Source organism: Variovorax sucrosi (assembly GCF_051216635.1).
Classification (GTDB): domain Bacteria; phylum Pseudomonadota; class Gammaproteobacteria; order Burkholderiales; family Burkholderiaceae_C; genus Variovorax.
In genome coordinates this window covers 51,240-64,510 of record NZ_JBPJZU010000002.1, presented here as the reverse complement: position 1 = coordinate 64,510, position 13,271 = coordinate 51,240, and the positions used below count along the sequence as shown (strand labels likewise).

Below are 13,271 nucleotides of genomic sequence, written 5' to 3'. Positions count from 1 at the left end.
CGGCGCGAGGGCGCCGGAAAACACGGTCCGGCGCGGAATTTGCTCTGCTGTCGTACCCGGTTCAAGAGACCGGTTTTTTACTCTATCCATCATGTTCTGGAGGTTCTCATGCAAATGAAATGGACTGCGGTCGCACTGGCTGCTCTCACGCTAGTGGCTTGCGGCAAGAAAGAAGAAGCTGCTGCACCCGCCGCTGCGCCGGCGCCCACGGCCGCTGCACCCGCTGCTGCACCTCCTGGCGAAACCCTGGTCGTCAAGATCGGCCACGTCGCGCCCACCAGCGGCGCCATCGCCCACCTGGGCAAGGACAACGAGCTCGGCGCCAAGATGGCGATCGAAGACCTGAACGCCAAGGGCCTGAAGATCGGCGACAAGACCGCCAAGTTCGAACTGCTGGCCGAAGACGACGCCGCCGATCCGAAGCAAGGCACGGCCGTCGCCCAGAAGCTGGTCGACAGCAAGGTCAACGGCGTGGTCGGTCACCTGAATTCGGGCACCACCATTCCCGCCTCCAAGCTGTACAGCGACGCCGGCATCCCGCAGGTCTCGCCATCGGCGACCAACCCCAAGTACACGCGCCAAGGCTTCAAGACCACGTTCCGCGTGGTGGCCGACGACACGCAACTGGGCGGCACGCTCGGCAAGTACGCCGTCGAAACGCTCAAGGGCAAGAACATCGCCGTGATCGACGACCGCACGGCCTACGGCCAGGGCGTCGCCGAAGAGTTCGAGAAGGCCGCCAAGGCGGCAGGCGCCACCATCGTGGGCCACGAGTTCACCACCGACAAGTCGACCGACTTCAACGCCATCCTGACCAAGCTCAAGGGCACCAAGCCCGACGTGCTGTTCTTCGGCGGCATGGACGCCGTCGGCGGCCCGATGCTCAAGCAGGTCAAGCAGCTCGGCATGAACGTCAAGTTCATGGGCGGCGACGGCCTGTGCACCGCCGAACTGGCCAAGCTGGCTGGCGATGCGATCGGCGAAGACATGGTGGTGTGCGCCGAAGCCGGTGGCGTCGACGGTGACTTCAAGGCGCCGCTGGAAGCCTGGAAGACCAAGTTCAAGGAAAAGAACGGCGTCGAGGTCCAGATCTACGCGCCGTACGTGTACGACGCCGTGAACGTGCTGGCCGCCGCGATGGTCAAGGCCGGTTCCGCCGAGCCGGAAAAGTACCTGCCGGAAGTCAGCAAGGTCGACTACAAGGGCCTGACCGGCCCGATCACCTTCGACGAGAAGGGTGACATCAAGAACGGTGCCCTGACGCTGTACACCTACAAGGGCGGTGCACGCACGCAGATCGCCGTGGTGCGCTGAGCGACCCACGCTGCCACCCAGCCGAAGGGGCCCGCAAGGGCCCCTTTTTTCATGGCGCAGTGTCAGCCGCCGGGTCGCCAGGAGCCCAATGCGGCGCGTGCGACACCGAACCTGAAAAGCGCGCTTTGACCAGGGCGGCACATTCGGTCGGAGCCACGGGCGGGCTGAAGAGGTAGCCCTGTATTTCGTCGCAGCCGTTGGCGCGCAAGAATTCCAGCTGTCGCAGGGTTTCGACGCCTTCGGCGATGACCTTGAGATCGAGCTCGTGGCCGAGGGAAATGATGGCCTTGGCGATCGCCTTGTCCTCTTCGTCGCCAGGGATCCCGCGCACGAAGCCCTGGTCGATCTTCAGCCTGGCAATCGGGAAGCGCTTGAGTGCGCTGAGGCTGGAATAGCCGGTTCCGAAATCGTCGATGGACAGCTGCACGCCCATGGCTTGCAGGGCCTTCATCGAGAGCAACGCCTTCTCGAGGTCTTCCATGATCAGGCTTTCCGTCAGCTCCAGTTCGAGGAACCGGGCTTCGAGTCCGCTGTCGTCCAGGGCCCGATCGACCTGTTCGATCCAGGTCCGCTCTCTGAACTGCCGCGCCGACACGTTGACCGCCACAGTGAAGGCTGGCAGGCCCGCGTCCTGCCACGCCCTGTTCTGGAAGCAGGCGGTGCGCAGCACCCATTCGCCGATGGGAACGATGAGGCCGGTCTCCTCAGCCAGCGGAATGAATTCGGTCGGCGATACCAGGCCACGCTCCGGATGCTGCCAGCGAATCAATGCTTCCACGCCTGTCACCTGGCCCGAAGCCATCTCGACCTGGGGCTGGTACACGAGGTGGAATTCGCCCCGTGCGATGGCGTTGCGCAACCCTTCGCGCATGGCGAGCTTGTCGCGGATCGTGCCGTTCATCTCGGCGGTATAGAACTGGAAATTGTTCCGCCCCGACGCCTTGGCGCGGGACATCGCGGCATCGGCGTTCCTGAGCAACACGTCGGCGTCGGCCCCGTCCGCAGGATAGGTGGCCACGCCCAGGCTGCCCGTGACCTGGACCCCTTGGCCGCCGATCCGGATCGGCTGCGCAATGGCTTCGAGCAGCCGTTGCAGGGCCGGTGCCACCTCTGCCCCGTCCCCGGGCTGGTCGTACAGAATGATCACGAATTCGTCGCCACCCGTTCGCACCACCGTGTCCACGTTGCGCAGGCATTGGCGCATTCGTTCGGCCATGACCTTCAGCAGTTCGTCCCCGGCCTTGCGGCCCAGGCTGTCGTTGACCAGCTTGAAGCCATCGAGGTTGATGAAGACCACCGTCATCAGCCGGCCATAGCGATCCGCATAGGAAATGGCCTGCTTGAGGCGATCCTCCAGCAGCGCGCGATTCGGAAGCCCCGTCAGGACGTCGTGGGTGGCCTGGTGCTTCAATCGGCCGGCGCTGCTCTCCAGCAGCACCTTCGAGTTCTCGATCGACTCCGCCATCTGATTCATGGCGTTCGCAAGAATGCCGAATTCATCCGCCCGGCCTTGCTGCGCTCTGGCGCTGAAGTCCCCCGCGGCCACACGCCGGGAAAACGCAATGAGCTCGGTGATGGAGCGCGTGATGCGCTGCGAGACGATCCACGCGATCACCGCGCCGAGCAGGCTGGCCAGGACGACCATGGCGATCGCGGCCCATCGCGAGAAGGCGGCTGCGCGTTCGGCATCGGCGCGCGTTTGAAGCGCACGCTTGATCGCCGCGGTGTGAAGGGCCTCCACCGACGATTCGATGGCAGCGGTCGTGTCGACGTAGCGCCTGCCGAACTCGGAGGCCGAGCCCGCTGGGCCTTGGCTGCCCTGCTGCGAGATGAAGGCGAGAACGCCGTCCTCGTATTGTGCGGTCTGGGCCTCGATCCGGGCGACCCGTTCCCTGAACTGCTGATCCGTCGAGAGGATCCGAAGACTCGCCAGGTACTCCCGCATGTCCAGCAAATGGTTCTGCATGGCCGGCAGGAAACGCGCGCTCGCCTCCGACACGCCAAGCCGATCCACCGACCGCAGGAGTTCGTTTTCAGCGTCGCGTGCCTTGTACATTGCCAGCGAACTGCGCAGGCTCAGGTCCGCCATGCGGTTGTCGCTGTTCAACAACTTGTCGATGGCCGTCGAGGACCGCTGGTCGCTGAGATAGAAGGCCACACCCAGGGCGAGCATCAGCGCGATGACGACACCGAATCCGAGCGCGATCTCCACCCGCAGGCTGCGCGATCTTCTCCACCACGAAAAGTCGATCGAGAATTTGCTCAATTGCGATTCGCTCCAGATCACGGTTCGCGAGACGCGTCACTGCCTTCGCTCTGCGTCGACCATCTTCAGGAACGTGCGGACGTTCTCGTCGCCGGCGAAGCGCCTGATCTCCTCGCGGGCGCCCAGCGTGGCCGCACGGAACGGCGCCGGGTCCGGGCGCGTCACCTTCACGCCGGCGGCGGCCATCCTGGCGATGAGCTCATCCTCCTCGGCGATGATCTTCCGGCGCATGCCGTCACCCGCCGCCTTGCTCTCCTCACGCACGATCACCTGCTGGGCTGGTGTGAGCTTGACCCAACTGCGGGCGCTCATGAGGTGCAGCGTGTGGTAGTACACATGACGGGTCAGGGCGAGATGCTTCTGGACCTCGTACAGCTTGTTGTAGTAGATGACATTGAGCGGGTTCTCCTGGCCGTCGACCACGCCCTGCGACAGCGCCTGATGGAGTTCCTTGAAGCCCACCTTGCTGACCTGTGCGCCCAGCGCTTCCATGGTGGCCTCGAGTTCGGCCACCGGCGGAACGCGCACCCTGAGGCCTCGCACATCGTCGGGCCCGTTGATCGGGCGCTTGTTGTTGGTGAGATGCCGGAACCCCCATTCCCAGTTGGACAGGATGATGAAGCCCTGCTTCTCGGCCAATGGCGCGAGCCAGTTCATGGCCGGGCCATCGAGCACGCGGTGGGCATGCGCATAGCTGTCGAAAAGGTAGGGCATGACGACGACGGAGAAGGTCTTCTCGTACTTGATGAGGTAGTTCATCGAGCTCACGTCCATGTCGACCGCCCCGAGCCTGACCTTCTGCAGCAGCTCGTTCTCGCTGCCGAGCTGAGACGCGGGAAAGATCTCGGTGCGGACCTGTCCTTCGGTGCGCTCCTCGACCCGTCTGGCGAACTGCAGCGCCGCCAGATGGGCCGGGTGTGTGGTGGCGGCGGCGTGCACCAGCGACAGCACGACCGGCTCGGCCTGCACCGCCGGAACCCAGGCGGCAAAACCCCACGTCGCAACGAGCATCAGGCGCAGTTTTCGCATGCCTTCGAGCCCCTTCAGGCCGCAGTCCCCTGGTTGCCGACCTTGCTGCGCTCGCTCTGTTCCATGGTGCCCGTGCGCAGAAAGTCACCGGCCTCGTTGGCAACCACGGCCTCGCTGAAGTAGTAGCCCTGCGCCAGCGTCGTCGAACCGGTCGAGTGGAGAAAGGCGAGTTGCGCCTCCGTCTCCAGACCCTCGACGATGATGCCGATGCGCGCTTCCCGCGCCAGATTCATGATGGCCCGAACGGTGGCTGCGCTGTCCGGATCGTCGATGGCGCGCTTGAGCATCGACTGCGCGATCTTCAGGTGATTCACGCGATAGGTGCGCAGGTATTCGAACGACGAGTATTCGGTGCCGAAGTCGTCGATCGCAATGCGAACCCCGAGGGCGCGCAGCTTCGGCAGCACGTCGTTGTGGGTCCACGTCATCTGGGCCAGCGTCGACTCCGTCACGTCGAACTCCAGAGCGGATGGATCGAGCTGCCACCTCTCGAGGCTCTGCGTCACGTCGCGGATCAGCTCGCTGCCTTGCCTGAGCTGCCCAAGCGACAGATTGATGGCCACCAAGGGGGGTGCCACACCCTGTTCGCGCCACACGCTCATCTGCCTGCATGCCTGGTTCAGGACCCAGCGGCCCAGCACGACGATGCCGCCGGTGCGCTCCGCGATCGGCACGAACGCAGCCGCGTCGAGCAGCCCCCGCTGTGGGTGGTTCCAGCGCAGCAGGGCTTCCACGCCCACGATCTTCCCGGACGACAGCTCGACCTGCGGCTGGTAGTAGAGCTCCAGTTCTTCCTGCTCGATGGCCTTCTTCAGGTCTTCGCCGAGCATCACCCGGCTGCGGACTTCCAGGTCGAGCTCTTCCGAGTGGAAGTGGTATTGGTTGCGGCCATGTTCCTTCGAGCGGTAGAGCGCGACGTCGGCTTGCGCCACCATTTCGTCCGGCCCCTCGCTGCCCGGGATGTAAGGGCAGATGCCGATGCTGGCAGACACATGCACCTCGTTGCCGGCAAGCATGTAGGGGCGCGCGAGTTCCTCCAGGATCTTCGTCCCCAACACGCCCGCAGCGGCCGGTTCGATCATTTCGCTCTGCAGTACGGCGAACTCGTCGCCGCCCAGGCGGGCCACCACGTCGGTTTCGCGGGTGCAGGTCCGCAGCCGCTGCGCCACCTCGCGCAACAGCAGGTCGCCGGTCGGATGGCCGAAGGTGTCGTTGACTTCCTTGAAGTGGTCCAGGTCGAGATAGTGCAGCGCGAAGGGCACGGAGCCTCGCTGCGCTGCGGCATGGGACTGATGCAGGCGCTCGGTGAGGGTGGCCCGGTTGGCCAGGCCGGTGAGTCCGTCGGTGCGCGCGAGCCGTGCCAGCTGTTCCTCCGCAGCCTTGCGCTCGGTGACGTCGATGACGATGCCCTCGACTTCGATGAGCCGGCCTTCCTTGTCGCGCACCGGAACGTAGCGGTTCTCGACCCAGCGCCGTGCGCCGTCCCCGGTGCACAGCCGGTATTCGATCGAGGCGCCTTCAGCATCCTTCTCGAGCACGCGTGCCATCGCGGCGGCGACGCCAGGCTGGTCGGCGGGGTCGATCAGCACGTCCGCCCAGTTCGGGTTAGCCAGCAGGGCCGCCGGTTCGTGGCCGAATTTGGTGATGTTGTGCGAGATGTAGATCAGGGGGAACGCCGGCTCGCCGCGCAGGCGGTAGAGGATGGTCGGACTGTTCTGCACGATGATGTTGGCGTCCGACAGCTCCCGTGTCCGCTCCTCGACAGCCTGCTCGAGCTGGTTCATCTTGAAGGCGGCATCCTCCGTCATCTGCCACTTCATCGTGAGCGCACTGGCGAGCTGGCGAACCTCCACCGCGTCGAAGGGCTTCTTGAGCACGAGCAGGCGATCGCGCGCGTCCAGGCGTTCGAAGATCTCGACCCACGACTGGTCCGCATAGGCCGTGCAGATCACGATCTGCAGGCGCGGGTCTTCGCGCCACAACTGCTCGATCGTCTCGACGCCGTCCCATCCCGGAGGCATGCGCATGTCGATGAACGCCATGGCGTAGGGGGCCTCGGCCGCCAAGGCCTCGCGGACCTTCGCGAGCGCTTCCTGTCCCTGGTAGGCGCTGTCCAGCACGAAGTCCACTTCACCCGTCTTGGCCGTGGTGCCGAACAACGCCGACTCCAGGTCATCCAGGTTTGCGGCCGCGACCGCCGGAAGCAGGATCTTGCGGAAGTCCTCGTGGATGGCGGGCGTGTCGTCCGCCAGGAGAATGCGGCGGTTCTGCGGCGTGCTCATGGCGTCTCTGCCGCCTTCCTGATCGGGAGCTCGAGCGTGAAGGTTGCGCCGGTGCCCGGTCCCTCGCTGTGGACCGCCAGCGAGCCCCCCATTTCGCGCGCTGCGATCGCCGCGCTGTGCAGCCCGAAGCCGTGGCCGTCCTTCTTGGTGGTGAACCCGTGCACGAACACCCGGGTCAGGTTTTCGGGGGCGATGCCGACCCCGGTGTCCGTGACGCGGATGCGCAGCGTCTCGTCCCCGACGATCTCCGCATTCAGCATGAGCTGCGCGCTGTCGTCGGCCGCCGCCTCCATCGACTGCCTGGCATTGCGCACCAGATTCATCAGCACCTGCAGGACGCGGCCCTTGTCCAGCGGCAGCGCGGGAATCTGTGCCAGGCCGCCTTCCATCACCACCCGGTGGTGCGCCAGGCCTGTGGCGTTCATGCGCAATGCATCTTCCACCAGCTCATGGATCCGTATCGACTCGACCAGGCTGGAGGCGCCGGCATGGGCCTGCTGCGCGGCGATGATTTCCTTGATGTGGTCGACGCTCTTGGTCAGCGCCGCCAGCTCGTCGGCAACGGCACGCTGCTCGGCCACCAGCAGCGGTGTCAGCTGGCGCACATAGCCAGGAATCATCTGGCCCTTGGCGTCGGACGCCAGGAAAGTGCCCAGGTCGTCCGCATGCTCGTTCATCAGCTGCGCTGCGCGTGCAAGCCCTTCCAGCTTGGAGGCACGGACCCTGGAGAGAATCAGCCCGGCGGACACGTTGACGCTGTTGAGAACGTTGCCCACGTTGTGCAGCACGTTGGTGGCGATCTCGGCCATGCCGGCGGAGCGGGCGGCCGCCACCAGGTCGGACTGCGTCTTGCGCAGCACCCGGTTGACCTGCTCGTTCTCGCGCAGCGCCGCCTCCAGCTCCGCCGTGCGGGTCTGTACCTGCTCCTCCAGCATGATCGTGGTCTGGAAGAGGTTGAAGTCGGAGCCCTGCGCGTTGGCGCTGCGCTCGGCACGGTCCATCAGGGCCCGGATGATCTTGTTGAGGCGGGCGATCTCGTCCTGCGAGGACAGATCCTGTACGCCGGGGTCCTGCAGCGTGATATCAGACATCGTGGGTCTCCGCGGCGTTCGTGCCGAATGCAATGCCGACCAGCGTCTGATTGACGTGCACGCCACGGAACTGCTCGCCGTAGGTGTGGAAGCCGATCGTGTTGTTCTCCTTGAGCACCTCGCCGACGCGGTCCTTCGCATCGCTTTGCACGATCTCCAGCTTGCGCAGGATGCAGTCGTATCCCAGGACGAGTTGCGGTGGGCCGATCTCTGCACGTATCCCGGCAAAGGCCTGCTCCAGGTTCTGCAGCAGGTCCACCCCCTTCGCAACCCGCAGAACCAGCCCATCTTCGATCGCGCAGAAGAAGGTCAGGCTGCCGTCCGGATTCGCTTTCTGGATCGAGCGTACATAGGGGGTCCCGCCGATCGTCAGCACCACCGGCCAGGCCGCGAAGCGCGATGGGTCCAGGTCGGACGCGTCGATGCCGAGCATCCTCGCGTACTCCTGGCTGGCCGGCAGGCCGTTGATTTCCTTGACGACACGGGAAGACGCATCGGCCTCGGTCACCACCAGCCTGCCTTCGGTGGCAACGACGTGTTGCGTCTTGAAGATCCGGAACGGCATGCGGGACACCACCAGCACCAGAACCGCGCAGTCGGCGCAGAACCGGCCGTCCCGGTAGACATGGGTCCGGTCGAACTTCATGCCGTCGCCGGCCGAGCCACCGAGCAGGGGGAGCCTGCCCAGCGCGGTCTGGAATGCGCGCGTCACCGGTTCTTCGCGGAGCGACAGTCCATCGATCAGCAGCAAGGCGAAGCTGTTGTCCGCATCGGTGGCCGGGCCTTCGGCCAGCAGCTTCTGCAAAAGCGTCTGGGCAAAGTTCTGGCCGGCTTCCACGTCGAACGTCTGCAGATGGTCGACGTGGCCCGCTGCGACCCGGAAGTGGCTGGCCGGAAAGCTCGCGCCCGTCAGGCTGTGGTCCCGGAATCCGGCAGGGCCGATTTCCCCAGCCGTGGTGCAGCCTACGACCTGGACGTCACCGAACAGGCGCTTCATCTCGTCGGCAAGCGCGTCCAGGTCGTATTCACTGGAGCAGAAGAAAATCACCAACGCCATGGCCGGCTGCGCCACCTTGGCATGGAATTCCCGTGCGGCCTCGCGCGGATCCGCGGCACAAGAGTGTGCTTTGCGTATGCAATCGGTATCCGCCATGTTGCGACTCCTTGCGTGAGAGCGCATTAGGCACCGGTCGGATCGTTGCAACGAACCGATTCCATGCGGGACATCCCTGCCACGGACCGTGATTTTTCGTGATTCCCGCGAGGGCTTAACTGAAAAGTTCTAGTGCGGAGCGCCGTAGGCGACCGCCAACTAAAAAGCCCCAGTAGCAAGGCAGCTACTGGGGCCATAAGTTTGGCGGAGCAGGCGGGATTCGAACCCGCGGAGGGCTATTAACCCTCACACGCTTTCCAGGCGTGCGACTTAAACCGCTCATCCACCGCTCCGGACAGCCAGCGATTCTAACCTGCAGATGGGCCTGTTTTCCCGGCCTGGACCATCCGCATCGCCGATGCGATCAGTGCCGCGGTTTCGCTCATGTTGCTGGGCACGATCAGCGTCGTGGTGGCGTCCGCCGCCACCTTGCCGTAGGCATCGACGGCGCGCTCGGCCACCTTCAGCTGCACCGCCTGCTCGCCCCCGGGCTGGCGGATGGCGGCGGCCACGCGCTCGATGGCGTCGGCAGTCGCCGTTGCCACCGCCGTGATGGCGGCCGCTTCACCCTGCGCGTTGTTGATCTGCGCCTGCTTCTCGCCCTCGGAACGGGCAATGAAGGCCTCGCGTTCACCGGTGGCGATGTTGATCTGCTCCTGCCGACGGCCTTCCGAGGCCGCGATAAGCGCGCGCTTGCCGCGCTCGGCGGTGATCTGCGCCTGCATGGCCAGCAGAATTTCCTTCGGCGGCGTCAGGTCCTTGATCTCGTAGCGCAGCACCTTCACGCCCCAGTTCAGTGCCGCTTCGTCGATGGCGGCCACCACCTGGGCGTTGATCACGTCGCGCTCCTCGAAGGTCTTGTCGAGTTCGAGCTTGCCGATCACGCTGCGCAGCGAGGTCTGTGCCAGCTGGGTGACCGCCACGATGTAGTTCGACGAGCCGTAGCTCGCGCGCATCGGGTCGGTCACCTGGAAGTAGAGGATGCCGTCGACCTGCAACTGCGTGTTGTCGCGGGTGATGCAGATCTGGCTGGGCACGTCGAGCGGGATTTCCTTCAGGCTGTGCTTGTAGGCCACCTTGTCGATGAAGGGGATGAGGAAGTTCGGGCCGGGTGTCATCGTGCTGTGGTACTTGCCCAGGCGTTCGCGCACCCAGGCGTTCTGCTGCGGCACGAACTTGACCGACTGGCTGATGAAGATGACGGCGATGACGAGGATGACGAGGGGGACGGTGTATTCCATGAGACGCTTCCTTGGTGCTGGCTAGTTTCCGGTTCAGATCTTGTCGACGACGAGGCGGCTGCCCACCACCTCGGCCACCCGGTGGTCGCCGGCGGTGGGCAGATTGCCCGGTCGCGGTACCACGGTCCATTGGGCGCCGCGGTAGCGCACCTGCGCGGTGCCGTCCTCGTTCCAGTGGTCGATGTGGATGCGTTCGCCGATGTCGAGGTTGACGTCCTGGTTGGCGGCGCTGGGTGCGGCCGGTGGTTGCCGGCGACGCACCAGGTACCAGGCTCCGACCGCCCCGACGCCGACCACCGCGGCGACCAGCAGCTGGGTCGTCAGCCCGAAGCCTGCGTGGGCCGAGAGCGCGGCGGCCGCGAAGCCGGTTCCGAGCAGCAACAGGTAGACCGTGCCGGTGAGCAGTTCCAGCACGATGGCGCCGCTCGCGATGAGCCACCACAGGGTGGAGTCGGCCATGTCATCTCCTCGTTGTTGAAGGCCGCTCATTCTCGGGCAAACGGCCGACCGCCTTGTCACTCGAATTCCGTACACTTCGCCCCTCTTTGCGCTTTTGCCTCTTCGTCTCTTCGCGTCTTCGGAGCTCCCCGCATGAAATTTCGCTTTCCCATCGTCATCATCGACGAGGACTTCCGCGCCGAGAACACCTCGGGGCTCGGCATTCGCGCGCTGGCGCAGGCCTTCGAGAGCGAGGGCTTCGAGGTGCTGGGCGTCACCAGCTACGGCGACCTGTCGCAATTCGCCCAGCAGCAGAGCCGGGCCAGCGCCTTCATCCTGTCGATCGACGACGAGGAATTCACGCCCGGCCCCGACCTCGACCCGGCCGTGCTGAACCTGCGCAGCTTCATCGAGCAGGTGCGCCGCAAGAACGCCGAAGTACCGATCTACATCTACGGCGAGACCAAGACGTCCCGCCACATCCCGAACGACATCCTGCGCGAACTGCACGGCTTCATCCACATGTTCGAGGACACGCCGGAGTTCGTGGCGCGCCACATCATCCGCGAAGCCAAGAGCTACCTCGAGGGCGTGCAGCCGCCGTTCTTCAAGGCGCTGATCGACTACGCGGAAGACGGTTCGTACTCGTGGCACTGCCCGGGGCATTCGGGCGGCGTGGCCTTCCTGAAGAGCCCGGTCGGCCAGATGTTCCACCAGTTCTTCGGCGAGAACATGCTGCGCGCCGACGTCTGCAACGCGGTCGAGGAACTCGGCCAGCTGCTCGATCACACCGGCCCGGTGGCGGCCAGCGAGCGCAATGCGGCGCGCATCTTCAACGCCGACCATTGCTTCTTCGTGACCAACGGCACCAGCACGAGCAACAAGATGGTGTGGCACCACACGGTGGCGCCCGACGACGTGGTGGTGGTCGACCGCAACTGCCACAAGTCGATCCTGCACGCGATCATCATGACCGGCGCGATCCCGGTCTTCATGAAGCCCACGCGCAACCACTTCGGCATCATCGGCCCGATCCCCAAGAGCGAGTTCGAGCAGAGTGCGATCAAGGCCAAGATCAAGGCGAACCCGCTGCTGGCCGGCGTCGACCACGACAAGATCAAGCCGCGTGTGATGACGCTCACGCAGTCGACCTACGACGGCGTGATCTACAACACCGAGACCATCAAGAACATGCTCGACGGCTACGTCGACACGCTGCACTTCGACGAGGCCTGGTTGCCGCACGCGGCCTTTCATCCGTTCTACGGCGCCTACCACGCCATGGGCAAGCGCCGGGTGCGGCCGAAGGAATCGCTGGTGTTCGCCACCCAGTCGACTCACAAGCTGCTGGCCGGCATCAGCCAGGCCAGCCACGTGCTGGTGCAGGACTCGCAGAACCGCGCGCTCGACCGCGACCTGTTCAACGAGGCCTACCTGATGCACTCGTCGACCAGCCCGCAGTACGCGATCATCGCGAGCTGCGACGTGGCCGCCGCGATGATGGAGCCGCCCGGCGGCACCGCGCTGGTGGAGGAAAGCATCCTGGAAGCGCTCGACTTCCGCCGCGCCATGCGCAAGGTCGAAGCCGAATTCGGCAAGGACGAGTGGTGGTTCAAGGTCTGGGGCCCCGAGAAGCTCGTCGAAGAAGGCATTGGCCGCGCCGACGACTGGATCATGAAGGGCGAGGGCAGCACCGACAGCAAGGCCAAGAGCGCCAAGCGCAACTGGCACGGCTTCGGCAAGCTGGCCGACGGCTTCAACATGCTCGACCCCATCAAGTCGACCATCGTCACGCCGGGGCTGGACCTGCAGGGCAAGTTCGCCGAGACCGGCATCCCCGCCAGCGTCGTGACCAAGTTCCTCGCCGAGCACGGCGTGATCGTGGAGAAGACCGGGCTCTACAGCTTCTTCATCATGTTCACCATCGGCATCACCAAGGGCCGCTGGAACACGCTGCTGACGGCGCTGCAGCAGTTCAAGGACGACTACGCCCGCAACCAGCCGATGTGGCGCATCCTGCCCGAGTTCTGCCAGAGCCACCCCGGCTACGAGCGCCTGGGCCTGCGCGACCTGTGCCACCGGGTGCATGAGCTGTATGCGCGCTACGACATCGCACGCCTCACCACCGAGATCTATCTGAGCGACCTGACGCCGGCCATGAAGCCGAGCGACGCCTTCGCCCACATCGCCCACCGCAAGACCGAGCGCGTGGAGATCGACCACCTCGAAGGCCGCATCACCACCAGCCTGATCACGCCGTACCCGCCCGGCATCCCTCTGCTGATTCCGGGTGAGGTCTTCAACAAGAAGATCGTCGACTACCTGAAGTTCGCGCGGGAGTTCAATGCCGAATGCCCGGGCTTCGAGACCGACATCCACGGCCTCGTGGCACGGGTCGACGAGAACGGCAAGAAGCGCTACTACGCCGACTGCGTGCGCGCGACCTGAGGACGCATT

The 13,271-nt window shown here is 65.0% G+C and carries 9 protein-coding genes and 1 tRNA gene; 2 read left to right on the top strand and 8 right to left on the bottom strand.

Annotated elements, in window-relative coordinates; all coding sequences use genetic code 11:
- Positions 1-108: 108 nt before the first annotated feature.
- Positions 109-1,314: a branched-chain amino acid ABC transporter substrate-binding protein gene (locus tag ACSFBE_RS03345; protein ID WP_435488959.1), complete on the top strand. Its 1,206-nt coding sequence runs from the start codon at positions 109-111 to the stop codon at positions 1,312-1,314.
- Positions 1,315-1,363: 49 nt separating this feature from the next.
- Here ACSFBE_RS03345 and ACSFBE_RS03340 read toward each other — a convergent pair whose 3' ends face one another.
- The 8 genes from ACSFBE_RS03340 to ACSFBE_RS03305 form a co-directional block, all read right to left on the bottom strand.
- Entirely contained in the window at positions 1,364-3,601 is a 2,238-nt protein-coding gene (locus tag ACSFBE_RS03340) for a putative bifunctional diguanylate cyclase/phosphodiesterase (RefSeq protein ID WP_435488958.1), read from the bottom strand.
- A 15-nt stretch (positions 3,602-3,616) separates the two neighbouring features.
- Positions 3,617-4,609 carry a TRAP transporter substrate-binding protein gene (locus ACSFBE_RS03335; protein WP_435488957.1) on the bottom strand — a complete coding sequence of 331 codons (993 nt, stop codon included), beginning with the start codon at positions 4,607-4,609 and terminating at the stop codon, positions 3,617-3,619.
- A 14-nt stretch (positions 4,610-4,623) separates the two neighbouring features.
- The gene (locus tag ACSFBE_RS03330) at positions 4,624-6,891 is read right to left on the bottom strand and encodes a putative bifunctional diguanylate cyclase/phosphodiesterase (protein ID WP_435488956.1); all 2,268 of its coding nucleotides are present in this window, start codon (positions 6,889-6,891) and stop codon (positions 4,624-4,626) included.
- The gene (locus ACSFBE_RS03325) at positions 6,888-7,982 is read right to left on the bottom strand and encodes a sensor histidine kinase (protein ID WP_435488955.1); all 1,095 of its coding nucleotides are present in this window, start codon (positions 7,980-7,982) and stop codon (positions 6,888-6,890) included. Before ACSFBE_RS03325 ends, ACSFBE_RS03330 begins: the two co-directional genes overlap by 4 nt.
- Positions 7,975-9,135 carry a nitric oxide-sensing protein NosP gene (gene nosP, locus ACSFBE_RS03320; RefSeq protein WP_435488954.1) on the bottom strand — a complete coding sequence of 387 codons (1,161 nt, stop codon included), beginning with the start codon at positions 9,133-9,135 and terminating at the stop codon, positions 7,975-7,977. The genes ACSFBE_RS03325 and nosP overlap by 8 nt, the downstream gene beginning before the upstream one ends.
- A gap of 202 nt (positions 9,136-9,337) precedes the next feature.
- Positions 9,338-9,428, bottom strand: a tRNA-Ser gene (locus ACSFBE_RS03315).
- 15 nt (positions 9,429-9,443) lie between these two features.
- A complete protein-coding gene (locus ACSFBE_RS03310) occupies positions 9,444-10,376 on the bottom strand; it encodes an SPFH domain-containing protein (RefSeq protein WP_435488953.1) in 933 nt (310 codons plus the stop codon).
- 33 nt (positions 10,377-10,409) lie between these two features.
- Positions 10,410-10,835, bottom strand: a complete 426-nt coding sequence (locus tag ACSFBE_RS03305) for an NfeD family protein (protein WP_435488952.1) — start codon at positions 10,833-10,835, stop codon at positions 10,410-10,412.
- A gap of 132 nt (positions 10,836-10,967) precedes the next feature.
- Here ACSFBE_RS03305 and ACSFBE_RS03300 point away from each other — a divergent pair, with 132 nt between their 5' ends.
- Positions 10,968-13,262: an Orn/Lys/Arg family decarboxylase gene (locus ACSFBE_RS03300; protein ID WP_435488951.1), complete on the top strand. Its 2,295-nt coding sequence runs from the start codon at positions 10,968-10,970 to the stop codon at positions 13,260-13,262.
- Positions 13,263-13,271 lie beyond the last annotated feature (9 nt).

What these genes read in the sequence shown, in the direction of transcription:
- ACSFBE_RS03345 (WP_435488959.1), top strand. Translation starts at nt 109, where the DNA reads ATGCAAATGAAATGGACTGCGGTCGCACTGGCTGCTCTCACGCTAGTG.
- ACSFBE_RS03335 (WP_435488957.1), bottom strand. Translation starts at nt 4,609, where the DNA reads ATGCGAAAACTGCGCCTGATGCTCGTTGCGACGTGGGGTTTTGCCGCC.
- ACSFBE_RS03330 (WP_435488956.1), bottom strand. Translation starts at nt 6,891, where the DNA reads ATGAGCACGCCGCAGAACCGCCGCATTCTCCTGGCGGACGACACGCCC.
- ACSFBE_RS03325 (WP_435488955.1), bottom strand. Translation starts at nt 7,982, where the DNA reads ATGTCTGATATCACGCTGCAGGACCCCGGCGTACAGGATCTGTCCTCG.
- nosP (WP_435488954.1), bottom strand. Translation starts at nt 9,135, where the DNA reads ATGGCGGATACCGATTGCATACGCAAAGCACACTCTTGTGCCGCGGAT.
- ACSFBE_RS03310 (WP_435488953.1), bottom strand. Translation starts at nt 10,376, where the DNA reads ATGGAATACACCGTCCCCCTCGTCATCCTCGTCATCGCCGTCATCTTC.
- ACSFBE_RS03305 (WP_435488952.1), bottom strand. Translation starts at nt 10,835, where the DNA reads ATGGCCGACTCCACCCTGTGGTGGCTCATCGCGAGCGGCGCCATCGTG.
- ACSFBE_RS03300 (WP_435488951.1), top strand. Translation starts at nt 10,968, where the DNA reads ATGAAATTTCGCTTTCCCATCGTCATCATCGACGAGGACTTCCGCGCC.